The sequence below is a fragment of the Janthinobacterium sp. GW821-FHT03C08 genome (assembly GCF_059420905.1).
Genome location: NZ_JBWKUP010000009.1, coordinates 50,139 through 76,818 on the forward strand (window position 1 = coordinate 50,139; position 26,680 = coordinate 76,818).

The window sequence follows — 26,680 nt, forward strand, 5'->3', positions numbered from 1 at the left end:
GCATTGCGGGCCGCCGCAGCGACTTTCTCTAGACCGGGGGTTCTAAATCGGCCTGCGCGCGGGGGCTGCTGGCGCGCGCAGCTTGTGCCGGGCGCAAGTTTCCCGTAGGCTAGGTGCCATGACGCGACTCTTTCTCTGCCTGCTGATGCTGTGCGCCGTCGCCACCCCGGTGGCCGTCTCGGCGCAGGCGCAGGCGCCCCGCCTGGACAAGCTGAAGGTCGACGTCAAGCGCATCGAGGTCGACGGGCAGCGCATGTATGAAGTCGATGCCAGCGGCAGCGTGCTGGCGCCGCCGGCCTCCGTGTGGAAGACCCTCACCACCTACGAACGCATGAGCGAATTCGTGCCCGACCTCAGTTCCTGCCGCGTGCTGTCGCGCAACGGCAACGAAGTCATCATCGAACAGCAGGGCATGGCGCGCTTCCTGTTCATGAACCACGCCATCCACCTGGTGGTGCGGGCCCTGGAAACGCCGCCCACGGCCATCGACATCGACCTCATTTCCGGCGACATGCGGCACTACGAATCGCGCTGGAACCTGTATCCCGTGCCCGAGACGGGCGGCACGCGCATCGTCTTTTCCAGCCGGCTGATGCCGGGCTTTTACGTGCCCGGCATGCTGGGCACGGCCATGATACGCGGCGATATCGAGCGCATGATGGCGGCCGTGCTGGCACGCATCGACAGCCAGCACGCCGACAAGGCCGGATAAATCAAGCCAGATACGTGTCGCGGTCGCGGATTTCCGCGAAGTTTTCCAGGCTGCCCAGCTTTACCGTGACGGGATTGAGGCTGGCCTGCGGCTGCATCGAGCGCCAGGCGAACAGCCATTCCTGTTCAACCGCTTCGGCGCGCGTCTTGGTGAAGGCGGCGCCCAGGGCGGCGCGCTGGCCGTATTCGACGACGCCGTCGATGCCGGCCCAACTGGGCAGGGTGCGCTGCACGGCGCGGTGCAGGCGCTCGCCGAATTCTTCCGTATTGTGGATGATCAAACAGGCGTCGGCAGGGGCGAACACATCGAACAGTTTCTTGTCCCACACCTGGGAAAAGCTGAGGGTCAGGCAATTGCCCGCCGGCGTCAGGCGGAACTGGCCCAGGCTCAGCGCCAGTTCGAGTTCGCTGCGCTGGCCGTAGCGGTGCAGGGTGGGAGGGCGTTGGTAATCGTGCATACGTGACTCGTTCTTCAATAGTAGGGTAAACCGGCGCGGCCGCTCAACGGGGCGGGCGGATGTGGCGCCGGATGCGCTGGGCCGTGGCGGCCAGGTAAATTTCGCGCAATAAATAAATAAAACAGCCGATCAGGCACAGCACGGCCAGCACGAAGAAGGCGGCGATGTACTTGTCCAGGGTCAGGTTCAGTATATCGCCCAAAAACAGCATGGCGATGATGACACAGACGAAGAAACCGCAGGCCGTGCTGAGGGAAATCGAATAATTGATCAGATGGGTGCGCTTATACAGGGTATCTAGCTCATCCATATAGAAATCGTTGTAGCCGATGTCGAGCCGGTCTTCCAGCACGCGCGTGCGGTCGATGATGCGCCCCAGGCGGTTGGTCAGCACCACCAGCATGGTGCCGATACCGGTCAACAGGAAAACCGGCGCGATCGCCAGCTGGATGATATGGCCGATGTCGCCGATCTGTATGTTCATGGATAAAAAGTCGTGGGTTCACACCGGCGCCCGACCGTGGCGCCAGTACAGGCCATAGTGTAGCAGGTGGCACATGCCGGCTGGCCACTTTGCCGCCAGGCATGGTGGCCTTTCATGCGAAGCCGCGCCCCGGCACGAAACGCTCGGTGGCGCGCACCAGCGCCGAGGCGATGCCGTGCTCCAACGCGCCATGGCCCGCATCGGGGATCATTTCCAGCTGCGCGCCGGGCCAGGCCTGCTGCAGGCGATACGCCGACAGGGGCGGGCAGATGGCGTCGTAGCGCCCTTGAACGATGACTGCCGGCAAGTGCGCGATGCGTGCCATGTTGCGTATCAGCTGGTCTTCCTCGAAGAAACCCAGGTTGGCCATGTAATGCGATTCGAGCCGGCCCACGCCCAGGTCCAGCGCGTCGTTCGGCGCATCGTCCGGCTGCGGCATCAGGTACACGCGGCGGCCCTCGAAGCGGCTCCAGGCGCGCGCGGCCGGCCAGTACACGGCGGGATCGCTGCTGAGGATGCGTTTCGCATAGGCCGCCAGCAGGTCGCCCCGTTCCTCGGGCGGGATGAGGGCGGCGAATTCCGCGTGCAGCTCCGGATAAAACCAGCGCACGCCGTCGATGAACCAGTCGATTTCCGCCTGCGTGCACAAGAAAATACCGCGCAGCACGAAACCGAGACAGGCTGCCGGGTGCGCCTGGCCGTACGCCAGCGCCAGGGTCGAGCCCCACGAGCCGCCGAACACCAGCCACTGGTCGATGCCGAACTGGGCGCGCAGGCGTTCGATGTCGGCGATCAGCAGCTGCGTCGTGTTGTTGCGCCATTCGCCCAGCGGCGTGGACTTGCCGGCGCCGCGCTGGTCGAACAGGATCACGCGGTAGCGCAGGGGGTCGAAGAAGCGGCGGTGCTGCGGCGACAGGCCCGCGCCGGGGCCGCCATGCAGGAACAGCACGGGGATGCCGTCGGGGTTGCCGCACTCTTCCCAATAGATGGTGTGCAGGTCATCGACGGCCAGCATGCCGTGCCGGTTCGGCGTCAGGGCGGGAAACAGGGGCGACAGGGAGTCTGGCATGGCGGTCCTCGTGAGCGGTCAGGGTTCGGGCAGTCCGCCAGGCAGCCTTGCCTGGCAACTGCCCCAATTATAGTGCGCCCCCGTCGCCTCAGGCCAGCAGCAGGGGCAGGCGGTTCGACGACTTGATTTCGCGCATCGACAGGCTGGACTGGATCTCCGCCACGCCGGGCAGGCGGCGCAAGACCGTCGAGACGAATTCGCCATACGCTTCCAGGTCGCGCGCCACCACTTGCAGGAAATAATCGGCTTCGCCCGCCACATTGTGGCAGGACAAAATCTCGGGAATCGTGGCGATGGCATGCTCGAACTGCGACGGCTGCTCGCCGCCATGGTTGGCAAACACGACGCGCACGAAGGCAACGAGGCCGATACCCAGCTTCTTGCGGTTGAGCAAAGCCTGGTAGCCGGTGATGAAGCCCTCCTCTTCCAGGCGGCGCAAACGGCGCCAGACGGGGGTTTCACTGAGCTTCAAGCGCTCGGCCAGGCGCGCGTTGGACAGCCGTCCTTCATCCTGCAACAGCCGCAGAATCTGCAAATCGGTGGCATCGAGGCTAACTTCTGAAATTTTCATCTAATTTTTGTTTTTATAGGAGTGGAATCTACCCGAATACTAGGGCATGGGAGGCAGGAAAAGCAAGCACATTTCATCTCAGCAAGAACATAATGGGGCCCGGCGAGCAGGCGGCACACGCCGTTGCTCCCGCCCTTACTCTACGCCGTTACCGAGCCGCGCCATGTCTGATTCTACCTTCCTGATGTACCTGCTGGCATTGGCCGGCGCGTTTTTATTGCCTGGCCCCGACATGGCGCTGGTGCTGGCCACGGGCGCCGCGCGCGGCGTGGCGACGGCGCTGGTGACGGCGCTGGGCATCGCCGGTGCGCGCGCCGTGCACGTGGCGCTGTCGGGCGCGGGCCTGGCCGCGCTGATGGTGACGCATCCACAAGCGCTGCAATGGGTGAAATGGGCAGGCGCCGCCTATCTGCTGTACCTGGCCCTGCGCCTGCTGCAGTCGGCCCTGTCGCACAAGACGGCGCCGGAAGCGGCGGCGCCTGCCACGGCCCACAGCGCCCGCGCCAGCCTGGTGCGGGGCTTCCTGACCAACTTGCTCAATCCCAAGGCCCTGCTGTTTTGCAGCATGTTCCTGCCGCAATTCGTCGTCGGCACGCAGAGTGTCGGCATGCAATACCTGCGCCTGGGCGCCATCCTCGTGCTGGTGGGCCTGCTGTTCGATGCCGTGTACGCCATCGCCGCGGCCCGCCTGGCGCGCCGCCTGCGCGGCAAACCCTCGCCTTACGGCAAGTTCGTGCTGCCCACCGTCTTCGTGCTGCTGGCCGGACGGCTGGTGCTGGGCTGAGCAGCGGCCACGCCGCCGTCGAAGAAGGCCGGATAGTCGCGCAGCAAGCCCTGTTCCAGCCGGTTCACGCCAGCAAACAGGCGGTGCGCGGGCACCAGCGCCCGGCCCGCGTCCCAGCTGCGCCAGGCGTTGGGCATGTCGAATTGCGCATACAGGGCGTCGCCCAGATCCTTGTACGCGCCCGTCAGGCGGGGCCGGGCCTGCAGCACCTGCAGGTACAGGGCCGTCGCTGCGGGCCACTGTCCCAGCTTGCCGCGCAGGTTGGCTTCGAACACTTGCAGCACGGGCTGCTGCCCGCCCGCCTGGGCGCGCAGGGCTTGCACGCTCGCCAGCCCCGCCCCGATGGCGTCCTGGTCCTTGGCCGACAGCGCGCGCAGCAACTGGTGCGCGGGTTCGCACGTTTCCAGCGCCAGCCGCTGTTCGCGCGACAGCTGGTCCACCAGCGCCCCCGTCGACAGGTTATCTTCCAACATCAGCAAGAAGGCCTGGAACGGTTGCTGGGCGGCAAAAAGCCGCTCCGCTTCCGCCCGCAGCGCCAGGTGCAGCTGCGCATCAAGCGGCGCCAGGCGGGCCGCCTGCGCCAGCACGCGCTCCAGTTCGGGGGCGCCGGCCGCCACCGGGCGCGGCCGGTAGGCGGCGAGGGAAAAGTCGTCAGGCGCATCGGTGCGCACCTGGCTCACGCGGAAGCGGCGCGTGACACTGCCGGCCACATCCTGATAATGCAGGGTGAAGTCGGCTGGAATCTGCTTGCCACCGGCCAGCATGGCCAGCACCAGCGGATGGCCGCCCCAGGTGTAACGCAGGAACTGGGCAAAGGCCCGGGCGTCGTCGTCGCTGACGGGCGTGCCGGCGATGCCGAGGCGCAGCAGGGGCTGCTTGTCCAGCGACCACAGCACGGCGCCATCGAGCACGTTCGGCAGCAGCGGGCCGCGCCGCCGGCCGGCCGACACGGATAATGCCTGTTCCTCGTACACGGGCGGCGTCGCCTGCAGCGCCACGCCGCCGGCCTGCAGGGCGCCGGCGATGCCTTGCCGCTGCCGCAGCTCGGCAGCGCGGAAGCCGACGGTGTCGAACAGGGAATAGGCGTCATAGGTCGCCGCCGCCGTGTCGATGACGTAGCGCCGGCGCGCGGCAAAGTCGAGCACGGACAGCTGCTGGCCTTCGCGCACGCGGATGCCGTGCGGCCCCAGCACGACGTCGCTGCCGGTGCTAGCCGTGGCGGGCAGGCTGCTGCTCGCGCCCGGCTTGATGACCCTGTCGGTATCGACCGTGACGTGAAACGCGACACTGGCCTGTGCCGCGGCGGCGGCCAGGAAGAGCACGGCGGCCAGGCTGGCGCGGCGCAGGGCGGGAACAGGAGGCATGGCAGAAAGGAAAGGGAAAGCGCCGATTCTAAGGCATGGCGCGCGCTTTTCCCGTTTTGCTTGCCGGCATAAAAAAGACAGCCGCAGCTGTCTTTTTGTTTTACCTCAACAACGCTTACGACATGTGCTGGCCGCCGTTGATGGAGATGTTGGCGCCCGTGACGAACGCCGCTTCATCGGAAGCCAGGTAGGCCACCAGGCCGGCCACTTCTTCCGGCTTGCCCAGGCGCGCCATCGGAATTTGCGGGATAATTTTGCTGTCGAGCACTTCCTGTGGAATCGCCATGACCATCTTGGTGCCGATGTAGCCGGGCGAGATGGTGTTGACGGTGACGTTCTTGCGCGCCACTTCCAGCGCCAGCGACTTGGTGAAGCCGTGCATGCCCGCCTTCGCGGCCGAATAGTTGGTCTGGCCGAAGGCGCCCTTCTGGCCGTTCACGGACGAGATGTTGATGATGCGGCCCCAGCCCCGTTCCACCATGCCGTCGCAGACGGGCTTGGTCATGTTGAAGACGGAATCGAGGTTGGTGCTCATCACGGCATCCCAGTTCGTCTTGTCCATCTTCTTGAACGTCATGTCGCGCGTGATGCCGGCGTTATTCACCAGCACGTCGACGGGACCGATGTCCTTTTCCACGGCCGCCACGCAGGCGGCGGCCGAATCGTAGTCGGCCACGTCGCACGGATAGGCCTTGAAGTCATAACCCATGTCCTTCGTCGTCGCCAGCCAGTCGGCGACCTTCGGATTGCCCGGGGAATAGGTCGTCACCACGCGATAGCCGAGCGCCGCCAGCTTGAAACACACCGCTTCGCCCAGACCGCCCATGCCACCAGTTACCAATGCAACTCTTGCCATTTTCATCCCCTCAGTGTCGTTCTATTGCTAAAAAGTTAATTATTTTGCGAAAGCAACCCAGTTCCGCCGAGAATTACAGCGGCGTACCGCACCGTACCCAAGCGTAGCGAGCGGCGATGATTTGTGGCTAAGAAGCGCAACCGTGTTTCAACACGGCGAGCATCGCAGGCCGCAAAGCGCGCCGCGCCGTAGCTTGGGGGCGGTGCCAGCTACTTAGTCGCGTTCGATGGCCAGGGCCACGCCCATGCCGCCGCCGATGCACAGTGCGGCCAGGCCTTTCTTGGCGTCGCGGCGTATCATTTCGTGGATCAGGGTGACCAGGATGCGCGCGCCGGACGCGCCGATCGGGTGGCCGATGGCAATCGCGCCGCCGTTCACGTTGATCTTGCTGGTATCCCAGCCCATTTCCTTGTTGACGGCAATCGCCTGCGCGGCAAACGCTTCATTAATTTCCATCAAGTCCAGTTCTTCATGCGTCCAGCCGGCCTTTTTCAGGCACAGGCGCGAGGCCGAGACGGGGCCCATGCCCATGACGGCCGGGTCCAGGCCCGACGAGGCGTAGGCCTTGATGCGTGCCAGCGGCTTCAAGCCCAGTTCCTTCGCTTGCGAGGCGGACATCATGATGACGGCGGCGGCGCCGTCGTTCAGGCCGGAAGCATTGCCCGCCGTGACGGTACCGTCCTTGGCAAACGCGGGGCGCAGGCCGGCCAGCGATTCCAGGGTCGAACCAGGCTTGATGTATTCGTCGCTGTCGAAGACGACGGTGCCTTTCTTGCTGGTGATTTCCAGCGGCAGGATTTCATCCTTGAACTTGCCCGCCTTGTGCGCCGCTTCCGCCTTCAGCTGCGACTGCAGGGCGAATTCATCCTGCTCGGCGCGCGTCACTTCGTATTTCTTGGCGACGTTTTCCGCCGTGATGCCCATGTGGTACTGGTTGTACACGTCCCACAGGCCGTCGACGATCATGGTGTCGATCATCTTGAAGTCGCCCATGCGGAAACCGTCGCGCGAACCGTTCATCGCGTGCGGCGAGGCGCTCATGTTTTCCTGGCCGCCGGCGATGATGATGTTGGCGTCGCCGCACTTGATCGCCTGCGCCGCCAGGTGCGTGGCCTTCAGGCCGCTGCCGCAGACTTTATTGATGGTGAAAGCAGGTATGCTGCTCGGCAAGCCGGCCTTGATGACGGCCTGGCGCGCGGCGTTCTGGCCGACGGCAGCCGTCAGCACCTGGCCCAGGATGGCTTCGCCGATCAGGTTCGGGTCGATGCCGGTTTGCGCCAGCAAGCCCTTGATTACATGTGCGCCCAGTTCGGACGCAGGAATCTTGGCCAGACTGCCACCGAATTTGCCGACTGCGGTACGGCCGGCGGCCACGATTACGACATCATCCATTTATTTCTCCGATATGCAGGCCACGAGGGCCAAGGTCAAGGTGCTAAAACAATCCAATGAATCCGCGAAGACACAGCAGGCTGTGTTTCATTCTAGCGTGGCAGGTGCCACAGTTCCAGCGCCGCACCGCAGGCGGCAACGATGTCTGCCTGCCCTGCGGTGGCGGCGGGCGGCCTGGCGCGGCGGATAGCCGCAGCCCGGGCCGCGACGCGCTTACGTCCGGCTTGCCGGACGCGTGTGTTTATTTTTATCATACCCTTCATCGGCAGCGCCGAAAGGGGTTTTTAGAAAATTATTGAAGGGAATAATCAGGGGTACGGGGGTTTGCTTTACCACCTGCAATAGCTCATCCATTTTTTGACGCGATGCAGCAAACTCACCCTTTGTCACGCTGGCAAATTTCTCCTGGGTTTCTTGAGCAACATCCTTTGCCTGACGGCCATAGGCACCGATGCGTTCCATGGCCAGCTGCGACTGCGTGCGCGACAATTGCAGCAAGGCTTGCGGGTCTTTCGCCGACAGCAGCTGATTGCCCGCTACCGTAGCGGCAGCCAGCGCCGTGCGGGCCGCATCGATCTGCAAGTCGAGCACGCTGGCGCCGCTGTCGAACGCCGCCTGCGCATACGCCTGCGCACTGATCCATTGCGCTTCCACCACGGCCTTGCCGGCCAGTGCCCATTGCTCGGAAAATGAAAACATTTCGTTCCTCCCCAATTTGAAGGCGGTGCCATGTTGCGCCGCACAGTACTCCACTGTAAGCGGCGGTTCCTTGCTAAACCTTGATATTTATCAAGCTTTTCTGTTGGTTTGTTGCCGACTCGCGTGGCTCAGGACAGCAACTTGATACCATCGAGCGTAGCGGCGCACTGTTCCCGTATCACGCTGACGAAATCGCGCACATACGCCTTGTCCTGCAGGTGGTCGGGCACGGACACATACAGGTCGCTCCACAAGCCGTGCTCGCCCACGGGGCGCGCCACCACATAATCGTAATCCACGTAATTCTTGATGGCCCAGTTCGGCAAGGCGGCGATGCCGCGCCGGCTCGCCACCAGCTGCAGCACGGCCACCGTCAATTCCGCCGTGCGGCGCTCGAACTGGATGCCGGCGGGGCGCAGCACTTCACGGATCAGGTCGATGCGCTCTTCCGGCACGGGATAGGTGATCAGCGTCTCGCCCGTGAAGTCGGCCGCCGCCAGCCGCCGCTGCGCCTGCAGCCGGTGCTTCTGCGCCATCACCACCAGCATTTCAAAGCGGAACAGGGGAAACACGGTGAAATCGGGGCCGTACGGCGAGCCGATCACGAGATCCGCCTCGCCCGAGCGCAGCAAGTCCGCCGGCTCGCTGTGAAAGCCGGACACCAGATCGATCTCCACTTCCGGCCAGCGCTGGCGGAACGCATCCATGACAGGCATGAGCCAGTCGAAACAGGTATGGCATTCCAGCGCCACGCGCAACTGCCCCTTGTCGCCCTGCGACAGGCGCGCCACGTCGCGCTCGGCCAGCTCGATCTCGGGCAAGAGCTTGTCGGCCAGCTCCAGCAGGCGGCTGCCCGTGGCCGTGAAGGCGATGGGCATGGACTTGCGCTCGAACAAGGGCGCGTGATAGCGCTCTTCCAGCAGGCGGATCTGGTGCGACAGCGCCGACTGGGTCAGGTTGAGCAGCTGCGCGGCGCGCACCAGGCTGCCGGACGAACGCAAGGCACTCAGGGTGCGCAGGTGGCGGATTTCTAGCATCGGGGCAGGAAGAGATGGACGTGAATTATTTTCATGTTATTCGGCAAAATGTTTCGTTTTGATTATAGACCAGATTGCCGCACACTCTAGCGCATCCACATTAAATCTCGATGACATCATGACCATCCACACGCATATTCTTGGTTTTCCCCGCATCGGCGCCGCGCGCGAACTGAAATCGGCGCTGGAAAGCCACTGGCGCGGCGACCTGTCCGAGGCGGCATTGGAAGCCACGGGGCAACAATTGCGCGCACGCCACTGGGCGCAGCAGCGCGACGCCGGCCTCGACTACGTCACCGTGGGCGACTTCGCCTTTTACGACCAGGTGGCCAGCCATATCCAGCTGCTGGGCTGCGAACCGGCCCGTTTCCAGTTGGATGCGCAGCAATCGCCCCTGTCGCGCTACTTCACCATGGCGCGCGGCGCGGACACGCACACAGCCCACGCCGGCTGCAGCCACGGCCACCCTGCGCAGGACGCCAGCGACCACGCGCTGGAAATGACCAAGTGGTTTGACACGAATTACCATTACCTGGTGCCCGAATGGTCGCCGCTGACGCGCTTCTCGCTGGCTTGCGAGCGCCTGTTCGACGAAGTGGCCGAGGCGCAGGCGCTGGGCCACCGGGTCAAGGCGGCCCTCATCGGTCCCCTCACCTTCCTGTGGCTGGGCAAGGAAAAGACGCCTGGTTTCGACCGCCTGGCCCTGCTGGAACAATTGCTGCCCGTGTACGGCGCCCTGCTCGACCGGCTGAAGCGGCAGGGCGTGGCCTGGGTGCAGGTCGACGAGCCCATCCTGGGCCTGGACTTGCCCAGCGCGTGGCGCAACGCCTTTGAAAGCACCTACTGGCAGCTGAACCAGGTGGGCGTGAATATCCTGCTGGCCACGTATTTCTCGCCGCTGGAAGAAAACCTCAGCCTGGCTTGCCGCCTGCCCGTGGCCGGCCTGCACGTGGACGGCATCCGCGCGCCGCACGAACTGGTCAGCGTCACGGACTGGCTGCCCGCGCATAAAGTCTTGTCGATCGGCATCGTCGATGGGCGCAATGTCTGGCGCACCGACCTCGACGCGGCCCTGGCCGTGCTGCAACCGCTGGCGGCCAGGCGCAACGGCCACCTGTGGCTGGCGCCGTCGTGCTCTTTGCTGCACGTGCCGTTCAGCCTGGAAGGGGAAACGGTGCTCGACGGGGAAATCCGGAGCTGGCTGGCGTTTGCCACGGAAAAGCTGGAAGAACTTTCCCTGCTGAAGGGGGCGCTCACCGGCCAGCCCGACACGGCGGGCCTGGCCGTTTCGCGCCTGGCCATCGCCGGTCGCCGCGCCAGCGCCCGCGTGCACCGGGCGCCCGTGGCGCAGCGCCTGCAGGCGCTGTCGCCCACCGCCGACCGCCGCGATTCCAGCTTCCCCCAGCGCCAGGCCGTGCAGCGCGCCCGCCTGCAACTGCCCGCTTTCCCCACGACCACCATCGGCTCCTTCCCGCAAACGGCGGCCATCCGCGCCGCCCGCGCCAGCCACAAGCGGGGCGAACTGGCCACCGCCGACTACGCACGACAGATGCGCGCCGAGATCGCCCACGCCGTGGGCCGCCAGGAAGCGCTGGGCCTGGACGTGCTCGTGCATGGCGAGGCGGAGCGCAACGACATGGTGGAATACTTCGGCGAACAGCTCGATGGCTTCGTGTTTACCCGCCTGGGCTGGGTGCAATCGTACGGTTCGCGCTGCGTCAAGCCGCCCATCCTCTACGGCGACGTGTAGCGCCCGGCCGCCATGACGGTCGCCTGGACGGTACACGCGCAAAGCCTGACGCGCAAACCCATGAAAGGCATGCTGACGGGCCCCGTCACCATCCTGCAATGGTCGTTCGTGCGCGACGACCAGCCCCGCGCCAGGACGGCGCTGCAGCTGGCCCTGGCCATCCGCGACGAGGTGGAAGACCTGGAAACGGCCGGCATCGGCATCATCCAGATCGACGAGCCGGCCATCCGCGAAGGCTTGCCCCTGCGCCGCGGCCAGTGGGACGCCTACCTGGACTGGGCCACGCGCGCCTTCCGCATCGCCGCCTCCGTCGTCAGCGACACGACGCAGATCCACACGCACATGTGCTATGCGCAGTTCAACGACATCCTGCCGCAGATCGCCGCCATGGATGCGGACGTGATCACCATCGAGACGAGCCGCTCGGACATGGAACTGCTGGCGGGCTTTGGCGACTTCCAGTACCCGAACGAGATCGGCCCCGGCGTGTACGACATCCACTCGCCGCGCATTCCCACGACCGTCGACATGGTGCGCCTGCTGCAAAAGGCCAGCGCCGTCATCCCGCCGGCCCATTTATGGGTGAATCCGGACTGCGGCCTGAAGACGCGGGGCTGGGCGGAAACGGAAGCGGCCTTGCGCAATATGGTGGCGGCGGCAAAGCAGATGCGCGCCGGCTAAGCGCAGCAGTACCGCCCTGACAGCTGCGCCAATAGTGCCATGGAAAAAACGGGGGCGCCTGCACTGCCGCAGCCGCCCCCGTTTTCTCCCATGCACATACTGTTCTTATAGCAACTTCAGCCAGGACATTGAAAAGCCATGTCAAATAAGTAGGTGATTTGCCAGCCTTTTTTTCCTCGACCGAGATATATGCGGGCATGCTCCTTGCACCACCCGCGGTAATAAGACAGGGCATCCCTGTTGTCAGAAAAATCCCTCCATTGGGTATTCTTTAATGCCGCATCGATTTCGCCGACATCCGGTTCGCCGCTGAGCAGGCATGTTTCCGCAATCACCCCACCGCTTGCGCCTCCACAATCAACAATATACTTGTGCAGTGATGTCCCCTGTATTTTGAGCGCAAGATAGAAATGCTTCGTCGATGGCGCTCTATAGTTCTCCTGGAGTAAAAGTAGGGATATGAAAATTAAAACAAATAAAAATCCGAACATATTCTTTTTCATCGTGCAAAGCCATGCATTTATTGTTGTGCCTGCAGAAGCTAAACCTTCCATTTCAAGCGATGATTTCTTGCGAGGACTTTCCCCCGCCAGATAAGGTGCAGTTGCTTCATTGTTAATGTTATCACAAGCAATCTAGGGTGGAGATGGCGCAGCAGATGGGCGCCGCTTGATCCAGGGACAGCGCCGTCAGGGCGCATTCTCGGCTGCTTTCGGGGCGCCGCCCGTTTTTTTTGACAGGAAGTAGGTGTTGCCCTGCGGAATAGCACGCGCCAGGCCCCTGATGCCGATTTTTTTGCAGTAGAATGCAAGAAATTTACTGCTACCATTGTTGCCGTACGGAACATCTGGCCTGCCGCAGTTTCACCTTGATTAAATGTTTATGTCCAAAAGCCCGTCGCAGAAGCCTATTGAAATCAAGATTTCCACCGTCGTCGCTGTCTCCGCCATCCTGCATAGCGCCGATACGCAGGCACTCGATGCCGCCTTGCACGACATGACAGGAGGCGTAGCGGACTTTTTCGAGGACGACCTGGCCGTGCTGGACGTGGCCGCCCTGCCGTCCGGCAGCACGCCCGTCGACTGGGCCGCGCTGGTGGCCCTGCTGAAAAAATACCGCTTGAATGCCGTGGCCGTGCGCAATGCGCCGGCCGAGATGCACGAGGCCATCCTGGCGCAAGGCCTGAGCCTGGACAGCGGCAAGACGCGCGACGATGCGCCGCCCAAGGATGGCCCGACGGCCGCCGCCCAGTCCGGCGCCGAAGCGCAGGTGATGGTGGTCGACACGCCCGTGCGGGCCGGCCAGCGCATCTATGCGCGCGGCTGCGACCTGATCATCACGGCCGTCGTCAACAATGGCGCCGAAATCATCGCCGACGGCAGCATCCACGTGTATTCCTCGCTGTACGGCCGCGCGCTGGCCGGCGCCTCGGGCAATGCCCAGGCGCGCATCTTCGCGCTGGCCATGGAACCGGAACTGGTCTCGATCGCCGGCGTGTACCGCACGTTCGAGGATGGTTTCCCCCCGGAAATGGCGCGCGGACCCGCGCAAATTCGTTTGGCTGGAGACAGAATCGATATACACTCTGTCAATCCGGTCACTCCCGTGAACCGCTCTTAAGCTGCACAATTCAAGAGATATCTGAAAAGGATTATTTGTGGCAAGAATTATTGTTGTGACGTCCGGCAAGGGCGGTGTCGGCAAGACGACCTCTAGCGCCAGTTTTTCCACTGGCCTGGCCATGCGCGGCCACAAGACAGCCGTGCTCGACTTCGACGTGGGCCTGCGCAACCTCGACCTGATCATGGGTTGCGAGCGCCGCGTCGTCTACGACCTGATCAATGTGATCAATAAAGAGGCGACCCTGAACCAGGCCTTGATCAAGGACAAGCACTGCGACAACCTGTTCATCCTGCCCGCCTCGCAGACGCGCGACAAGGACGCCCTGTCGGAAGAAGGCGTGGAACGCGTGTTGAACGACCTGATCAACATGGGTTTCGAGTTCATCATCTGCGATTCGCCGGCCGGCATCGAGCATGGCGCGCTGATGGCGCTGACATTTGCCGACGAAGCCATCATCGTCACCAACCCGGAAGTATCGTCCGTGCGCGATTCGGACCGCATCCTCGGCATCCTGCAAGCCAAGTCGCGCCGCGCGCAGACGGGCGGCGAACCCGTCAAGGAACACCTCTTGATCACCCGCTACTCGCCGAAACGCGTGGAATCGGATGAAATGCTGTCCTACCAGGACGTGCAGGAAATCCTGCGCATCCCGCTGGTAGGCATCATTCCCGAATCGGAGCAGGTGCTGGCCGCCTCGAACCAGGGCAATCCGGCCATCCATTTCAAGGGCACGGACGTGGCGCAAGCCTATGAAGACGTGGTCTCGCGTTTCCTCGGCGAAGATGTCGAGTTGCGCTTTACCAACTATGAAAAGCCTGGATTACTCCAGCGCATTTTTGGGGCGAAGTGATATGGCCTTGCTTTCTTTCCTGTTCCCCCCCAAGCCGAAGACGGCCACCGCGGCCAAGGAACGCCTGCAGATCATCATCGCCCGCGAACGCAGCGGACGCGATGGTCCGGATTTCCTGCCCGCCCTGCACAAGGAACTGATCGCCGTCATTTCCAAGTACACCAAGGTCAACGCCGACGACATCAAGATTTCGCTGGACCGCCAGGGCAACCTGGAAGTACTCGACGTCAACGTGGTCTTGCCTGACGCCTGATGCCTTTCGCCCCTCCTGGCCACGCCCGGGACGGGCGCTCCAGGCTAATCCGGCCGCACCGTGAGCAACTCCTGCGCCACCGCGGCGCAGGCATTCACGTGCTGGTTGCCGATCTGGCGGAATACGGCATAGCCGATCGCCGCCGCCACCGCCTGGCCGGCAAACGGCACGAAGCGCGCCACCTGCTTGGTGGCAATCTTGACGCCACTGCGCTTGAGCAGTTGGAGTATCAGTTCGCGCGACACCAATTTTCCTACCAGCATGCCGCCCATGCCCACCGCCGCGCGGTAGGCCATCAGCTTGAACTGCGGGTTGAGGCGCTCGATCTGCTCGGGCGTGAGGCCGAATTCGTGGTTGATATCGTTGATCAGCATGGAAAACAGGCCCACGTCCGACATCAGGTCGATGCCGGGAATGGGAATGGCCGAGGCACCGGCCGACATCATGGCGCGCCGCTGCACCAGGCGCCGGCAACGCTCGCGCACTTGCTCGATTTCGGCACGGCTGCCCGGTATCAGGGTCCAATCGGTGCTGCTCTTGTCTGCCATTGCCATTTCTCCGCTGGTAGGGGGTAGATGAACAAGTGTAACGTAAAGAATGTGCCCGCCGATTTCACTGGACACAGTTGCAATCTCTGTTATATTTCACTTGAGCATTCCTTAACATTACGATAAGCAGAACAGACCGTCTGTTTGTTGCTACACACTTCAGCCAATCATGCGAATTGCCGTACTCGATAGCGACCATAGTCAGGCAGAACTGATCTGCCAGGTGCTCACCGCCGCCGGCCACGCTTGCCACGAGTTTCAGAGTGGCAAGGAAATGCTGGGCCAGCTGCGCAAGGACAGTTGCGACATGCTCATCCTCGACTGGCATGTCAGCGACCTCGATGGCGCCGAAGTGCTGCGCCGCGCACGCGAAAAACTGGCGCCCAAGGCGCCCGTGTTGTTTATGACCAACAGCTCCGGCGAGGACGACGTGGTGGCGGGCATGACGGCCGGCGCCGACGACTACATGATCAAGCCCCTGCGGCGCAGCGAGCTGACCCTGCGCACCCAGGCGCTGCTGCGCGTGGCCTATCCGAGCCAGAACGGCGCCGAACAGTTGCAATTCGGCCATTACACATTTGAAACCCGCCCCGGCCGCCTGCTGCGCGATGGCGAAGTGCTGGACGTGACGCACAAGGAATTCGCCCTGGCGCTGCTGTTCTTCCGCAACCTGGGCCGGCCCCTGTCGCGCGCCTACATCCATGAAGCCGTGTGGCAGCGCGATACGGCCCTGCCGTCGCGCACCATGGATACCCACGTCTCGCGCGTGCGCAACAAGTTGCAGCTAAAACCGGAACACGGCTACCGCCTCGTGCCCGTCTACAGTTACGGTTATCGCCTGGAAAAACTGGGGGGGTGACGCCCGCGCGCCAGGAGGAAAACAGGCGAGCTGCTCAAAGAGCGGGCACAAAGCGCTATAATGTCGGCATAAGAATTCCCAACAGCCCTGAAATGCAACTGCTCGCCGTCGGCCTCAATCACACCACCGCACCAGTGTCGCTCCGCGAACAGCTGGCGTTCGCGCCTGAGCATCTGGGCCAGGCGGTGATGGCGGCGCGCACCTGGTTCCAGCGCATCGACCTGCGCGACAACGACGAAGCGGCCATCCTGTCGACCTGCAACCGCACGGAATTGTATGCGGCCAGCCACGTGCCGAACCCGCTCGACGCGGGCGCGCATTTCCTCGCCGACTATCACCAGCTGAACTACAGCGAGTTGCGCCCCCATCTCTATATGCTGCCGCAGCACGATGCCGTGCGCCACACCTTCCGCGTCGCCTCCGGGCTCGACTCGATGGTGCTGGGCGAAACGCAGATCCTGGGGCAGATCAAGGATGCCATCCGCACGGCCGACGAGGCGGGCGGCCTGGGCACCTATCTGCACCAGTTGTTCCAGCGCAGCTTCTCCGTCGCCAAGGAAGTGCGCAGCAGCACGGAAATCGGCGCCCACAGCGTCTCCATGGCGGCCGCTGCCGTGCGCCTGTCGCAGCGCATCTTCGACAAGATCGCCGAACAGAACGTGCTGTTCATCGGCGCCGGCGAAATGATCGAGCTGTGCGCCACGCACTTTGCCGCACAAAATCCGAAAAGCATCACGATTGCCAACCGCACCATGGAACGCGGCGAGGAACTCGCGCACCGCTTCAACGGCACGGCCATCCGCCTGGCCGAGCTGCCGGAACAGCTGCACCGCTTCGACATCGTCATCTCGTGCACGGCGTCGTCCTTGCCGCTGCTGGGCCTGGGCCTGGTCGAGCGCGCCATCAAGGCGCGCCGCCACAAGCCCATGTTCATGGTCGACCTGGCCGTGCCGCGCGACATCGAAGCGGAAGTGGGCCGTTTGAACGACGTCTTCCTGTACACGGTCGACGACCTGGGCAAGGTCGTGCAAACGGGCCTGGAAAGCCGGCAGGCGGCCGTGGCGCAAGCCGAATCCATCATCGAGACGCGCGTGCAATCCTTCATGAGCTGGGTCGACGACCGCGCCATGGTGCCCGTCATCCAGCATCTGCATGAAAACAGCGAAGCGCTGCGCCTGATGGAAGTGGAACGGGCGCGCAAGATGCTGGCCAAGGGCGCCGACATCGATGCCGTCCTCGAAGCGCTGTCGAAAGGCTTGACGGCCAAGTTCCTGCACGGCCCGCAGCAGGCGCTGCACCACGCGCAAGGCGACGAGCGCAAGCAGCTGGCCACCCTGCTGCCGAAACTGTTCCGTCCCCGCCGTTAGCGCAGCCCCGCTGGCCGCCCGCGCGCGGCCGCCCCTGCCCGCCCGCCGGGCGCGCCGCACCCTATACACCCTCTTTTACCGCGAACCGCTATGAAACCATCCATGCTGGCCAAACTCGATCAACTGGCGAACCGCCTGGTCGAACTCGACGAACTGCTGATGCATCCCGACGCCACGTCGAACATGGACAGCTACCGCAAGATGACGCGCGAGCACGCCGAGCTGGGCCCGCTCGTGGCCCTGTACCGTTCCTACCAGGAAGCGGGCAACGATATTGCGACAGCGCAAGAAATGCTGGCCGACCCGGACATGAAGGACTTCGCCCAGGAAGAGATCGAGGCGGCGAAAGCCACCATGGCGCAGCTGGAACGCGAATTGCAGACCATGCTGCTGCCGAAGGACGTCAATGACGAGCGCAATATCTTCCTGGAAATTCGCGCCGGCACGGGCGGCGACGAATCGGCCCTGTTCGCCGGCGACCTGCTGCGCATGTACACGCGCTTTGCCGAGCGCAACCGCTGGCAGGTGGAACTGGTGTCCTCGTCCGACTCCGACCTGGGCGGCTACCGCGAAGTGATCGTGCGCGTCGTCGGCAATGGCGCGTATTCCAAGCTGAAATTCGAGTCGGGCGGCCACCGCGTGCAGCGCGTGCCGGCCACGGAAACGCAGGGCCGCATCCACACGTCCGCCTGCACGGTGGCCGTGATGCCGGAAGCGGACGAGGTGGAAGACGTCAACATCAACCCGGCCGACCTGCGCATCGACACCTACCGCGCCTCGGGCGCGGGCGGACAGCACATCAACAAGACGGATTCGGCCGTGCGCATCACCCACTTGCCGACCGGCATCGTGGTGGAATGCCAGGATGACCGCAGCCAGCACAAGAACAAGGCGCAAGCCATGAAAGTGCTGGCCGCCCGCATCAAGGACGTGCAGCTGCGCGAACAGCAGTCGAAGGAAGCGGCCACGCGCAAGAGCCTGATCGGCTCGGGCGACCGCAGCGAGCGCATCCGCACGTATAACTTCCCGCAAGGCCGCCTGACGGACCACCGCATCAACCTGACGCTATATAAACTGGACTTCATCATGGACGGCGATTTGACGGAACTGACGAATGCGCTGGCGGCAGAGCACCAGGCGGAGCTTTTAGCAGCGCTGGGCGATTAAAAAGCGTCCAGGGCGGCGTTGCATCGCCTGGCCGTACCTTCGTACTGCCTGCGGCGCTGCGCCTTGCCCTGAACACTTTTTACAGCGCCCAGCCAGATCAAGGGTTTAAGTAGCGGCTAAGCAACAAAAATCCGGCCTTGTGCGAGAATGCGTAGCTCGATTCCATCCACCTCACCGTGTCGCCCATGAAAAATTCACGCACCGTCCTCCTGTTGATCGCCGCCCTGTGTTTCCTGATGCTGGGCGTGGCCATGTATTTGCAGCATGCCATGAACATGGCGCCGTGCCCGCTGTGCGTGATCCAGCGCTACCTCTTCCTCGCCATCGCCATCGCCTGCCTCGCGGGCGCGGCGGCGAACAAGCCAACCATCGGCGCCGGTGTCGGCCTGCTGGCCGCCCTGGGCGGCCTGGGCGTGGGCGCCAAGCATTTGTACGTGCTGGCCCATCCCGGCTTCTCGTGCGGCATCGATCCCGTGGAAACGGCGCTGAACAAGGTCTTCACGGCCGAGCTCATGCCCTTCATGTTTGAATCGTACGGCGCCTGCGAAAACGCCGGCGAGCCGTTCTTCGGCCTGTCGATCCCGCAATGGGCATTCGCCTGGTTCGCCATTTTTGCCATCGGCCTGCTGTGGACCTTGCTGCGCCGTCAGAAATAATTGAAAGCACCATGCCAGAAACCTTGATTCCCGCCGGCAGCACTATCGGCGCCCTGCAAATCCGTCCGCTGCTCGACCCGCTCGACAACCGCATCCTGCTGGGCCACGCGCTGGGCCTGTCGCGCGTGGGCCTCATCACGCAATCGGAGCGAGTCCTTACTAGCAGCGAAGCGGAGCGCCTGTCAGGCTTGCTGGCGCGCCGCCTGCAGGGCGAACCGATCGCCTACATCGTCGGCCAGCGCGAATTCTTCGGCCTGCCCTTTGAAGTGAACGACGCCGTGCTGATCCCCCGTCCCGACACGGAAGTGCTGGTGGAACTGGCGCTCGAGCGCCTGCCGCCGGGCGGACGGGTGCTCGACATGGGCACGGGCAGCGGCGCCATCGCCGTCGCCCTGGCGCACACGCGGCCCGACGCCGTCGTCACGGCCCTGGACGTGAGCAGCGCGGCCCTGGCCGTGGCGCGCCGCAATGCCAGCGCCAACGGCGTCAACATCACCTTCATGGCCAGCGACTGGTTCGAGGCGCTGGGCACGGAAAAGTTCGACCTGATCGTCTCCAATCCCCCCTACATCGCCAGCGGCGACCGCCACCTGGCAGAAGGCGATTTGCGCTTCGAGCCCACGGGCGCGCTGACGGACCACGCGGACGGCCTGTCGGCCCTGCGCACCATCGTCGCCGGCGCCGCGCGCCACCTGGCGGCCGGCGCCTGGCTGCTGATGGAACACGGCTACGACCAGGCGGCCTCCGTGCGCGCCTTGCTGGCCGACGCCGGCTACGCCAAGGTGCAAAGCTGGCGCGACCTGGCCGGCATCGAACGGGTCAGCGGCGCCCGCCTGGGCTGACCCGCTTCCTGTGCGCGGCGCTTGATCCAGCGACGCGCCAGATCCCCCCTCAGTTTGTTAAAATATCAAGCGAATTCCTGACCGAAGCGCCGCCCCCGCTCCCCGGGGCGGACGCTGGCGACGCGGCGTTTTTTGGGCCGGCGCCGACGCATTTGCCAAAATTCGGTTAATCTCAGCACAAATTATTTATCTGCTGCACAAGAAAGGAAGCTCAAATTGCCCAACCTGTTGACTCGCCGCCTGGCATTGCTGACCGAAGATGCCAACCGCGCGCTGCTGGGCGGCTTGCGCGGCATCGAGCGTGAAACCCTGCGCGTCGACGCCGCCGGCCATCTGGCTTCCACGCCCCACCCCGCCGTCCTGGGCTCGGCGCTGACGCACCCCGAGATCACCACCGACTACGCCGAAGCGCTGCTCGAATTCATCACGCCGGCCGAGGCCGACATCGCCACCACCCTGGACAAGCTGGACACCGTGCACCGCCACGCCTACAGCCGCCTCGGCGACGAACTGCTGTGGAGCCAGTCGATGCCGTGCCAGCTGCCGCCGGAAGCGGACATCGCGATCGCCAACTATGGCACGTCGAACATGGGCATGCTCAAGCACGTCTACCGGCGCGGCCTGGCCTTGCGCTATGGCAAAGCCATGCAATGCATCGCCGGCATCCACTACAACTATTCGCTCGACGAGCAGCTGTGGCAAGTGCTGGCCAGCCAGCCGGACACCCGCGCCAGCGCCGCGCACGCGACGGCCACGGCCAAGGATGTGCAGTCGGAAAGCTACCTGGCGACGATCCGCAATTTCCGCCGCTACAGCTGGCTCCTGATGTACCTGTTCGGCGCCTCGCCGGCCTTGTCCAGCGGCTTCCTGCGCGGCCGCGCGCACAAGCTCGAGACCCTGTCCGACGACACCCTGTTCCTGCCCTACGCCACCAGCCTGCGCATGAGCGACCTGGGCTACCAGAACGATGCCCAGTCGGGCCTGCGTCCGCACGAGAACAGCCTGGACGACTACGTCAACGCCCTCACGCACGCCGTCAACGACCCGTATCCGCCGTACGCAGCGCTGGGCACTAAAAAAGATGGCGAGTGGATCCAGCTGTCCACCAACGTGCTGCAGATCGAAAATGAGTACTATTCGACCATCCGCCCGAAGCGCGTGATCCGCACGGGCGAGCGCCCGATCCAGGCCCTGTGCCTGCGCGGCGTGCAATACATCGAAGTGCGCTGCATGGACGTCGACCCGTTCGAGCCGGTCGGCATCAGCCTGGAGACGGGCCGCTTCCTCGACGCGTTTTTGCTGTTCTGCGCGCTCGACGACAGCGGCCCCATCTCGGCCGAGCAGAGCGCCTGCTACACCAACAATTTCGCCCGCACCGTGAAGGAAGGCCGCACGCCTGGCCTGAGCCTGCGCCGCGACGGCGAAGAGATCGGCTTGCAAGCGTGGGGCGAGGAATTGCTGGCGCGCATCGCGCCCGTGGCGGCATTGCTGGACGCGCGCATTGGCGGCACGGCGCATGCGGACAGCCTGGCGGCGCAAGCCCGTAAACTGGCAGACCCGGACGCGACGCCATCGGCCAAGGTACTGGCCGAGCTGCGCGCCAACGGCGGCTCGTTTGCCGCCTTCGGCCTGCGCCAGAGCGAGCGCCACGCCGCCTGGTTCCGCGCGCATCCGCCCACACCCGAGCAAAGCGCGTATTTCGACGCGCTGGCGGAAAGCTCGCTGGCCGAGCAGCGCGCCATGGAAACGGCACCCGCCGGCAGCTTCGACGACTTCGTCGCCGCCTACCGCGCCAGCACCCTGTGTTCGCACACCTGACCTTGCGCAAAACGCCCCCATGCTGACCTTCTACAATGAATTGCACGGCCAGCACCGGGGCCGCTTCGAATGGTTTCGCGGCGCCATGGTGCCCTGCTTCGAGACGCCGGAGCGGGCCGACATGGTGGTGGCCGAACTGGGACGGCGCAACCTGGGCCGCATCGTCACGCCGCACGGCGTGCCGCTCACATCGCTGGAACGCATCCACACGCCCCGCTACCTGCACTTCCTGCGCCACGCCTGGCACGACTGGCTGGCGCTCGATCCCGACAACGCGGGCAAGGATGCCCTGCCGTCCGTGTGGCCCGTGCGTACCCTGCGCCACGACATCGAACCGGAAAATTTCACGGCCCGCCTGGGCCTGTACTCGATGGACAATGGCACGCCGCTGACGGCCGGCACGTGGACGGCGGCCAAGACGGGCGCCGACTGCGCCGTCAATGCGGCGCACGCGCTGCGCCTGGGCGAGCGCGCCACGTTCGCCCTGACGCGGCCACCGGGCCACCACGCGGGCAGCGATTTCTTTGGCGGCTACTGCTACCTGAACAACGCGGCCCTGGCCGCGCAGCACCTGCTCGACGACGGCGCCCGCAAGGTGGCCATCCTCGACATCGACTACCACCACGGCAACGGCACGCAGAGCATCTTTTACGGACGCGACGACGTGCTGTTCGCCTCCATCCACGCCGACCCGCGCAACGAATACCCGTTCTACCTGGGCCACGCCGATGAAACGGGCAGCGGCACGGGACTCGGCTACAACGTCAACCTGCCGCTGCCGGCCGGCAGCTCCACAGCCAGCTGGTTCGCCGCGCTGGAGACGGCCTGCCTGCGCATCACCATGTACGCGCCCGACGCGCTGGTGGTCTCGCTCGGCGTGGACACCTTTGCTGGTGATCCCCTCTCGCACTTCACCCTGCAAAGCGGCGACTACCTGCGCGTGGGCGAGCGCCTGGCGCATTTGAACCTGCCCACCGCCTTCATCCTCGAAGGGGGTTATGCGGTGAAAGAACTGGGCATCAATGTCGTCAACGTCCTCGAAGGCTACGAAACGGCAGAGTAAGGCAAGCGGCACACTCCTGCCCCGTTGCGGCAATACCGGATGACCCGGCTGAGCGCCGGGATATCCGGTAGAGAAAACAAGACTAAGCGAAAAGTGTGCGACGGCGTGCGCGCACCCAGTACATGAGGGCCAAGCCTGCGGGCAGCATCAACGCGGCCGTTGGCTCAGGAACGCCAAACATGACGATATTGAAGGTCGTCTTGTCGGACCAGTTATAGCGGCTTACCCAACTTTCCTCATGGAATATGTCTCCTGACCCTTGGCTGAAGTGGCTGCCGGTCACGGTATCGCTGAACCACCAGTGGTTATAAAATTCGTCCGCCCCATGGGTGCCGACGGTATAGTCAAGTTGTCCCGTCAGCGCATAACTGAAGTTATACACGTTGCACGAGAGATAGTAGCCACCGCATCCCGACCCGCCCGGATTTGCTACCTTCGGCAAAAACCGGCGGCCTTGGGATTCGAAATAGCTCAGCTCCTCGAGCGTAACCACCCCATCGGCATTACGGTCCTCCCCGACGAATACCCCCTGGAGCACCATCTCGGGATTGAACACGCCGGTGGCCGCGTCGACAAAGCCACGATAGGTGAAATACCATTCGTTCGGTTCCGCATGAGCAGGAGATAGTCCGGCGAGACTTAGCACGGCAGACAACAGATATTTTTTCATGGTTTCCTCGTATATTGGTCGGGCGTTATACAGGCAGGGAGCAACAGTGACGGCAACCCGTCGCGATGAATGTTATCGTAATTGTAATTTTATTCAGTCAGGGCAGATTTCCCCCTGTCGCCGAGAGTGTCGGCAAACGCTTGCAATTCGATAGGCATCCATGCGGCGCACGGGCTGGGGCACGCAGATATCCAGACGGGAGGTGATACTGAAGGCAGACGGGAACGCCGGGTCTCCCGTCCAGCTTGACGGTGCATGCTGCGTCAGCGGCGTCGAGCGCCTGACGCCGGGGCTACATATTGCGAAACAAACTCATGAACGGCTGGCTCACGGCCAGGGTTTCCGGGCGCGTCTTCAGGCGCAGGGTGCCGCGCCCCACTTCGTCGCGCGTGACGGCGGCCACCGCCTTCATGTTGACGATGGTGGAGCGGTGGATCTGCTTGAAGATGGCGGGATCGAGCACGTCGAGCAGTTCGCGGATCGGCTTGCGCAGCAGCGCCTCGCCTTCCGCCGTCATGACGGCCGTGTACTTGGTATCGGACTGAAAATAGGCGATGTCGTCCACCATGATCAGCCGCGTATCCTTGCCGCTGCTGGCCGTCAGCCACACCAGCGGCGGCGACTTGGCCGCCGCCGGCAGGGCGCTCGTCAGGCGTTGCAGCAGGCCGGCCAGCGCGCCATCCTGCGTCAGCCCCTTGCCGGCCCGCGCCTGCACGCGCTGCAGGGTCGCCTGCAGGCGCTCGCGGGCGATGGGTTTCAACAGGTAATCGACGGCGCCCTGGTCGAAGGCGTCGATCGCATACTGGTCGTAGGCCGTGACGAAGACCACCTGCGTGCCGGGGCTGGCGGCCAGGGCGCCGGCCGCCACTTCCAGACCCGTCAGGCCCGGCATGCGGATGTCCAGAAATGCCACGTCGGGCCGCAGGGTGGCGATGGCTTCCAGGGCCGTGCCGCCGTCGTCGCAGGCGGCGACGATGCGCAAGCAGGGCCACAGTTCACCCAGCATCGCCACCAGCGCATCGCGCAGCAGGGTTTCATCTTCGGCGATGACGCAGGTCATTTCAGGCGGATGCATACGATACTCCTTGCGCCGTGCTGTCCGGCACCGTGATGGTGGCCGTCACGCCATCGGGGAAATTGGCGACGATGGCAAACGCGGCGGCATTGCCGTAGGTCAGGCGCAGGCGCTCGCGCACATTGCGCAGGCCGATGCCCGTGCCGGCGCCATCGTCGCTGAAGCCCTTGCCGTCGTCGGCCACCGTGACGATCACGGTACCGTTGCCGCTGCGCGCCATGATCCAGATGGTGCCGCCGCCGCTCTTCGGCTCCAGGCCATGCTTGATGGCGTTTTCCACCAGGGTTTGCAGCATCATGGGCGGCAGTTCCACCTGGCGCAGGTATTGCGGTACCTCAATCTGCAGGTTCAGGCGCGCACCCATGCGGATCTTCAGAATATCGAGGTAGGCGCGCGCCCGCTCCAGTTCCGTGCCCAGGGTCGACATGGCTTGCTCCGTGCGCGGCAGCGAGTGGCGCAGGTACAGGATCAGGTTGCCCAGCATTTCATCGGCGCGCGCCGGGTCGCTGCGCGTGAGCAGCTGCGCGCTGGCCAGGGTGTTGTACAGGAAGTGCGGCTCCACCTGCGCATGCAGCAGGCTCAGCTTGGCCACCGTGAGTTCCTTTTCCGTCACCGTCTGGCGCGCCTCGGCCTGCTCGCCGCGGCGCCGCTGCGCCACCCGGCGGGTCAGCGCCCGCGTCACCGCTTCCGCATTTTCCAGGTTGCCGCCATGGTCGACGAGGAACCAGTCCGTCCAGGCATTGCGCGCCGGCTCGCAGATCAGGGTCACGCTGCCCGCCTCGCCATTCGGCGTGACGGTGGCGAGGATCTGGTTCGGCCGCGGCTCCAGGAAGCCCAGCACCCGCATGCGCGGCAAGCCCGTGTCCGTGTAGGGCGCCGCGCGGCGCACGCGGGCCTGCACCTGCAGGCTGTCGCGCGCGCTTTCGACCACTTCGCTGCCCGGCAGTTCGCGGATGGCCGCGTCGATCATGTCGAACGCTTCGCCCGCCTCGAACGGTATCTCGATCTGGCGCCGCTGGCGGCTCGACAGGGTGCCGGCATTGACGGTGCCGGCGATCAGCCGCACGCGGCGCACGTGCGAAAACGCATTCGTGATGACGGCACAGGCCAGCAGCGCGCCGACGATGACAAAGAAGCCTTCGGTATGGCCGAAAACATGGCGCAGGAAGTTCTCGACCAGGATGGCAGTGGCGATGATGTAGGTGATCATCGTGGCCAAGGTGAGGCGGAGAATGAAAAAGAAGCTGGTCATGATTTTTTCCCTGGGGTGTGAAGTGGAACCCAGCATAACCATGGGCCCCGGCAGCGGTGGCCATTATGCGACGGAAGGGCAATCCTGGCGACAAAGACAAGAAAATAACGCATCAACAGGCGCCGCCCACAAATAAAATAGCTTGCAATTAAATAGCGCGCGATATATATTGCACACATGGACGCCGGATGCGCTTCTTCAGACGGGCTCCCGGGGCAATCCGCCCATGAAACAAGTAGCACACTATTTAGTCGTTAACTATTTAACTCACCGAGGAACACCATCATGTCGATCAAACAAGTCCTGTACCGCGCTCAAGCCACCGCCACCGGAGGCCGCGAAGGCCGTGCCGTCTCGTCCGACAATGTGCTGGACGTGAAACTGACCACGCCGAAAGAACTGGGCGGCAATGGCGCCGTCGGCACCAATCCGGAACAACTGTTCGCCGCCGGCTACTCGGCCTGCTTCATCGGCGCCATGAAATTCGTCGCCGGCCGCGACAAGATCGCCGTGCCGGCGGACCTGTCCATCGAAGGCAACGTCGGCATCGGCGCCATCGAGACGGGCTTCGGCATCGAAGTGGAACTGAAGATCTCGCTGCCGGGCATGGAGCGCGCCGCCGCCGAAGCGCTGGTCGCCGCCGCCCACATCGTCTGCCCGTACTCGAACGCCACGCGCGGCAACATCGACGTCACCCTGACGATCGTGTAATGGCGTAAACAACGCGGCACCGCGCGCGTTGGAATCCCCGGCCACGCCACCTGGCGCCGCCGGGGATGTT

General features: G+C 64.1%; 27 protein-coding genes and 1 pseudogene. 14 read left to right on the top strand and 14 right to left on the bottom strand.

The annotated features are described in order from the left end of the window. Positions 1-118 precede the first annotated feature (118 nt). Complete coding sequence (locus AC07VL_RS14210) at positions 119-712, top strand: SRPBCC family protein (protein WP_494806456.1); 594 nt, start codon at positions 119-121, stop codon at positions 710-712. Position 713: 1 nt separating this feature from the next. Here AC07VL_RS14210 and AC07VL_RS14215 read toward each other — a convergent pair whose 3' ends face one another. The 4 genes from AC07VL_RS14215 to AC07VL_RS14230 all read right to left on the bottom strand — a co-directional run bounded on the left by AC07VL_RS14215 (position 714) and on the right by AC07VL_RS14230 (position 3,293). Then, positions 714-1,169, bottom strand: a complete 456-nt coding sequence (locus AC07VL_RS14215; RefSeq protein WP_494806457.1) for a hypothetical protein — start codon at positions 1,167-1,169, stop codon at positions 714-716. 43 nt (positions 1,170-1,212) lie between these two features. Continuing rightward, positions 1,213-1,653 carry a DUF2721 domain-containing protein gene (locus AC07VL_RS14220; protein WP_290602082.1) on the bottom strand — a complete coding sequence of 147 codons (441 nt, stop codon included), beginning with the start codon at positions 1,651-1,653 and terminating at the stop codon, positions 1,213-1,215. 112 nt (positions 1,654-1,765) lie between these two features. Beyond that, the gene (gene pip / locus AC07VL_RS14225; RefSeq protein WP_494806458.1) at positions 1,766-2,722 is read right to left on the bottom strand and encodes a prolyl aminopeptidase; all 957 of its coding nucleotides are present in this window, start codon (positions 2,720-2,722) and stop codon (positions 1,766-1,768) included. Positions 2,723-2,810: 88 nt separating this feature from the next. Continuing rightward, positions 2,811-3,293: an Lrp/AsnC family transcriptional regulator gene (locus AC07VL_RS14230; RefSeq protein ID WP_494806459.1), complete on the bottom strand. Its 483-nt coding sequence runs from the start codon at positions 3,291-3,293 to the stop codon at positions 2,811-2,813. Positions 3,294-3,456: 163 nt separating this feature from the next. Between AC07VL_RS14230 and AC07VL_RS14235 the strand changes: the two genes are divergently transcribed. Further along, positions 3,457-4,077, top strand: coding sequence for a LysE family translocator (locus AC07VL_RS14235; protein WP_494806460.1), 621 nt, complete (start codon positions 3,457-3,459; stop codon positions 4,075-4,077). Here AC07VL_RS14235 and AC07VL_RS14240 read toward each other — a convergent pair. The 5 genes from AC07VL_RS14240 to AC07VL_RS14260 form a co-directional block, all read right to left on the bottom strand. After that, positions 4,014-5,441, bottom strand: a complete 1,428-nt coding sequence (locus AC07VL_RS14240) for a hypothetical protein (RefSeq protein ID WP_494806461.1) — start codon at positions 5,439-5,441, stop codon at positions 4,014-4,016. The genes AC07VL_RS14235 and AC07VL_RS14240 overlap by 64 nt on opposite strands. Before the next feature lie 115 nt (positions 5,442-5,556). Then, the gene (gene phbB, locus AC07VL_RS14245; RefSeq protein ID WP_086144442.1) at positions 5,557-6,297 is read right to left on the bottom strand and encodes an acetoacetyl-CoA reductase; all 741 of its coding nucleotides are present in this window, start codon (positions 6,295-6,297) and stop codon (positions 5,557-5,559) included. 213 nt (positions 6,298-6,510) lie between these two features. Further along, positions 6,511-7,689, bottom strand: coding sequence for an acetyl-CoA C-acetyltransferase (locus AC07VL_RS14250; protein WP_131374678.1), 1,179 nt, complete (start codon positions 7,687-7,689; stop codon positions 6,511-6,513). Between the two features lie 213 nt (positions 7,690-7,902). Continuing rightward, positions 7,903-8,442, bottom strand: a complete 540-nt coding sequence (gene phaP, locus AC07VL_RS14255) for a TIGR01841 family phasin (RefSeq protein ID WP_494806462.1) — start codon at positions 8,440-8,442, stop codon at positions 7,903-7,905. Positions 8,443-8,516: 74 nt separating this feature from the next. Continuing rightward, positions 8,517-9,425: a LysR family transcriptional regulator gene (locus AC07VL_RS14260; protein ID WP_494806463.1), complete on the bottom strand. Its 909-nt coding sequence runs from the start codon at positions 9,423-9,425 to the stop codon at positions 8,517-8,519. 118 nt (positions 9,426-9,543) lie between these two features. Between AC07VL_RS14260 and metE the strand changes: the two are divergent. After that, a pseudogene (metE, locus tag AC07VL_RS14265) lies at positions 9,544-11,856 on the top strand (5-methyltetrahydropteroyltriglutamate--homocysteine S-methyltransferase). A gap of 116 nt (positions 11,857-11,972) precedes the next feature. Here the strand turns inward: metE and AC07VL_RS14270 are convergent. Next, positions 11,973-12,359 carry a hypothetical protein gene (locus AC07VL_RS14270; RefSeq protein ID WP_494806464.1) on the bottom strand — a complete coding sequence of 129 codons (387 nt, stop codon included), beginning with the start codon at positions 12,357-12,359 and terminating at the stop codon, positions 11,973-11,975. A 379-nt stretch (positions 12,360-12,738) separates the two neighbouring features. Between AC07VL_RS14270 and minC the strand changes: the two genes are divergently transcribed. The 3 genes from minC to minE are packed head-to-tail and all read left to right on the top strand — an operon-like array spanning position 12,739 to position 14,582. After that, entirely contained in the window at positions 12,739-13,476 is a 738-nt protein-coding gene (gene minC / locus AC07VL_RS14275; protein WP_290602072.1) for a septum site-determining protein MinC, read from the top strand. Between the two features lie 37 nt (positions 13,477-13,513). Beyond that, on the top strand, positions 13,514-14,329 hold the full coding sequence (minD, locus tag AC07VL_RS14280) for a septum site-determining protein MinD (RefSeq protein WP_071325832.1): 816 nt from the start codon (positions 13,514-13,516) through the stop codon (positions 14,327-14,329). A gap of 1 nt (position 14,330) precedes the next feature. Beyond that, the gene (minE, locus tag AC07VL_RS14285; RefSeq protein ID WP_034752886.1) at positions 14,331-14,582 is read left to right on the top strand and encodes a cell division topological specificity factor MinE; all 252 of its coding nucleotides are present in this window, start codon (positions 14,331-14,333) and stop codon (positions 14,580-14,582) included. Positions 14,583-14,626: 44 nt separating this feature from the next. Here the strand turns inward: minE and AC07VL_RS14290 are convergent, their stop codons facing one another. After that, positions 14,627-15,130, bottom strand: coding sequence for a hypothetical protein (locus AC07VL_RS14290; protein ID WP_290602070.1), 504 nt, complete (start codon positions 15,128-15,130; stop codon positions 14,627-14,629). Positions 15,131-15,299: 169 nt separating this feature from the next. Between AC07VL_RS14290 and AC07VL_RS14295 the strand changes: the two genes are divergently transcribed. The 7 genes from AC07VL_RS14295 to AC07VL_RS14325 all read left to right on the top strand — a co-directional run bounded on the left by AC07VL_RS14295 (position 15,300) and on the right by AC07VL_RS14325 (position 22,902). After that, positions 15,300-15,989, top strand: coding sequence for a response regulator transcription factor (locus tag AC07VL_RS14295; protein ID WP_290602069.1), 690 nt, complete (start codon positions 15,300-15,302; stop codon positions 15,987-15,989). A 92-nt stretch (positions 15,990-16,081) separates the two neighbouring features. After that, complete coding sequence (gene hemA, locus AC07VL_RS14300; protein WP_494806465.1) at positions 16,082-17,356, top strand: glutamyl-tRNA reductase; 1,275 nt, start codon at positions 16,082-16,084, stop codon at positions 17,354-17,356. A gap of 90 nt (positions 17,357-17,446) precedes the next feature. Beyond that, positions 17,447-18,523, top strand: a complete 1,077-nt coding sequence (prfA, locus tag AC07VL_RS14305) for a peptide chain release factor 1 (RefSeq protein WP_076564880.1) — start codon at positions 17,447-17,449, stop codon at positions 18,521-18,523. 185 nt (positions 18,524-18,708) lie between these two features. Next, positions 18,709-19,179: a disulfide bond formation protein B gene (locus AC07VL_RS14310; protein ID WP_494806466.1), complete on the top strand. Its 471-nt coding sequence runs from the start codon at positions 18,709-18,711 to the stop codon at positions 19,177-19,179. An 11-nt stretch (positions 19,180-19,190) separates the two neighbouring features. Then, positions 19,191-20,021 carry a peptide chain release factor N(5)-glutamine methyltransferase gene (gene prmC / locus AC07VL_RS14315; RefSeq protein WP_494806467.1) on the top strand — a complete coding sequence of 277 codons (831 nt, stop codon included), beginning with the start codon at positions 19,191-19,193 and terminating at the stop codon, positions 20,019-20,021. 216 nt (positions 20,022-20,237) lie between these two features. Then, entirely contained in the window at positions 20,238-21,839 is a 1,602-nt protein-coding gene (gene gshA, locus AC07VL_RS14320; protein ID WP_494806468.1) for a glutamate--cysteine ligase, read from the top strand. A gap of 19 nt (positions 21,840-21,858) precedes the next feature. Further along, positions 21,859-22,902, top strand: coding sequence for a histone deacetylase family protein (locus AC07VL_RS14325; protein ID WP_494806469.1), 1,044 nt, complete (start codon positions 21,859-21,861; stop codon positions 22,900-22,902). A gap of 82 nt (positions 22,903-22,984) precedes the next feature. On the opposite strand, the gene AC07VL_RS14330 is transcribed toward AC07VL_RS14325, so the two are convergent. From AC07VL_RS14330 to AC07VL_RS14340, 3 genes are all read right to left on the bottom strand, one after another. After that, the gene (locus AC07VL_RS14330) at positions 22,985-23,572 is read right to left on the bottom strand and encodes a PEP-CTERM sorting domain-containing protein (RefSeq protein WP_494806470.1); all 588 of its coding nucleotides are present in this window, start codon (positions 23,570-23,572) and stop codon (positions 22,985-22,987) included. Positions 23,573-23,864: 292 nt separating this feature from the next. Continuing rightward, a complete protein-coding gene (locus tag AC07VL_RS14335; RefSeq protein ID WP_494806471.1) occupies positions 23,865-24,647 on the bottom strand; it encodes a LytR/AlgR family response regulator transcription factor in 783 nt (260 codons plus the stop codon). Next, a complete protein-coding gene (locus AC07VL_RS14340; protein ID WP_494806472.1) occupies positions 24,634-25,899 on the bottom strand; it encodes a histidine kinase in 1,266 nt (421 codons plus the stop codon). The genes AC07VL_RS14335 and AC07VL_RS14340 overlap by 14 nt, the downstream gene beginning before the upstream one ends. 285 nt (positions 25,900-26,184) lie before the next feature. Here AC07VL_RS14340 and AC07VL_RS14345 point away from each other — a divergent pair, with 285 nt between their 5' ends. Continuing rightward, positions 26,185-26,610: an organic hydroperoxide resistance protein gene (locus AC07VL_RS14345; protein ID WP_494806473.1), complete on the top strand. Its 426-nt coding sequence runs from the start codon at positions 26,185-26,187 to the stop codon at positions 26,608-26,610. The last annotated feature ends 70 nt before the right edge of the window (positions 26,611-26,680 follow it).

What these genes read in the sequence shown, in the direction of transcription:
- AC07VL_RS14215 (WP_494806457.1), bottom strand. Translation starts at nt 1,169, where the DNA reads ATGCACGATTACCAACGCCCTCCCACCCTGCACCGCTACGGCCAGCGC.
- AC07VL_RS14220 (WP_290602082.1), bottom strand. Translation starts at nt 1,653, where the DNA reads ATGAACATACAGATCGGCGACATCGGCCATATCATCCAGCTGGCGATC.
- AC07VL_RS14290 (WP_290602070.1), bottom strand. Translation starts at nt 15,130, where the DNA reads ATGGCAGACAAGAGCAGCACCGATTGGACCCTGATACCGGGCAGCCGT.
- phbB (WP_086144442.1), bottom strand. Translation starts at nt 6,297, where the DNA reads ATGGCAAGAGTTGCATTGGTAACTGGTGGCATGGGCGGTCTGGGCGAA.
- AC07VL_RS14345 (WP_494806473.1), top strand. Translation starts at nt 26,185, where the DNA reads ATGTCGATCAAACAAGTCCTGTACCGCGCTCAAGCCACCGCCACCGGA.
- AC07VL_RS14240 (WP_494806461.1), bottom strand. Translation starts at nt 5,441, where the DNA reads ATGCCTCCTGTTCCCGCCCTGCGCCGCGCCAGCCTGGCCGCCGTGCTC.
- prfA (WP_076564880.1), top strand. Translation starts at nt 17,447, where the DNA reads ATGAAACCATCCATGCTGGCCAAACTCGATCAACTGGCGAACCGCCTG.
- AC07VL_RS14260 (WP_494806463.1), bottom strand. Translation starts at nt 9,425, where the DNA reads ATGCTAGAAATCCGCCACCTGCGCACCCTGAGTGCCTTGCGTTCGTCC.
- AC07VL_RS14230 (WP_494806459.1), bottom strand. Translation starts at nt 3,293, where the DNA reads ATGAAAATTTCAGAAGTTAGCCTCGATGCCACCGATTTGCAGATTCTG.
- minE (WP_034752886.1), top strand. Translation starts at nt 14,331, where the DNA reads ATGGCCTTGCTTTCTTTCCTGTTCCCCCCCAAGCCGAAGACGGCCACC.
- AC07VL_RS14235 (WP_494806460.1), top strand. Translation starts at nt 3,457, where the DNA reads ATGTCTGATTCTACCTTCCTGATGTACCTGCTGGCATTGGCCGGCGCG.
- AC07VL_RS14330 (WP_494806470.1), bottom strand. Translation starts at nt 23,572, where the DNA reads ATGAAAAAATATCTGTTGTCTGCCGTGCTAAGTCTCGCCGGACTATCT.
- AC07VL_RS14310 (WP_494806466.1), top strand. Translation starts at nt 18,709, where the DNA reads ATGAAAAATTCACGCACCGTCCTCCTGTTGATCGCCGCCCTGTGTTTC.
- pip (WP_494806458.1), bottom strand. Translation starts at nt 2,722, where the DNA reads ATGCCAGACTCCCTGTCGCCCCTGTTTCCCGCCCTGACGCCGAACCGG.
- AC07VL_RS14210 (WP_494806456.1), top strand. Translation starts at nt 119, where the DNA reads ATGACGCGACTCTTTCTCTGCCTGCTGATGCTGTGCGCCGTCGCCACC.
- minC (WP_290602072.1), top strand. Translation starts at nt 12,739, where the DNA reads ATGTCCAAAAGCCCGTCGCAGAAGCCTATTGAAATCAAGATTTCCACC.
- AC07VL_RS14340 (WP_494806472.1), bottom strand. Translation starts at nt 25,899, where the DNA reads ATGACCAGCTTCTTTTTCATTCTCCGCCTCACCTTGGCCACGATGATC.
- AC07VL_RS14250 (WP_131374678.1), bottom strand. Translation starts at nt 7,689, where the DNA reads ATGGATGATGTCGTAATCGTGGCCGCCGGCCGTACCGCAGTCGGCAAA.
- hemA (WP_494806465.1), top strand. Translation starts at nt 16,082, where the DNA reads ATGCAACTGCTCGCCGTCGGCCTCAATCACACCACCGCACCAGTGTCG.
- AC07VL_RS14335 (WP_494806471.1), bottom strand. Translation starts at nt 24,647, where the DNA reads ATGCATCCGCCTGAAATGACCTGCGTCATCGCCGAAGATGAAACCCTG.
- AC07VL_RS14325 (WP_494806469.1), top strand. Translation starts at nt 21,859, where the DNA reads ATGCTGACCTTCTACAATGAATTGCACGGCCAGCACCGGGGCCGCTTC.
- AC07VL_RS14270 (WP_494806464.1), bottom strand. Translation starts at nt 12,359, where the DNA reads ATGAAAAAGAATATGTTCGGATTTTTATTTGTTTTAATTTTCATATCC.
- prmC (WP_494806467.1), top strand. Translation starts at nt 19,191, where the DNA reads ATGCCAGAAACCTTGATTCCCGCCGGCAGCACTATCGGCGCCCTGCAA.
- AC07VL_RS14295 (WP_290602069.1), top strand. Translation starts at nt 15,300, where the DNA reads ATGCGAATTGCCGTACTCGATAGCGACCATAGTCAGGCAGAACTGATC.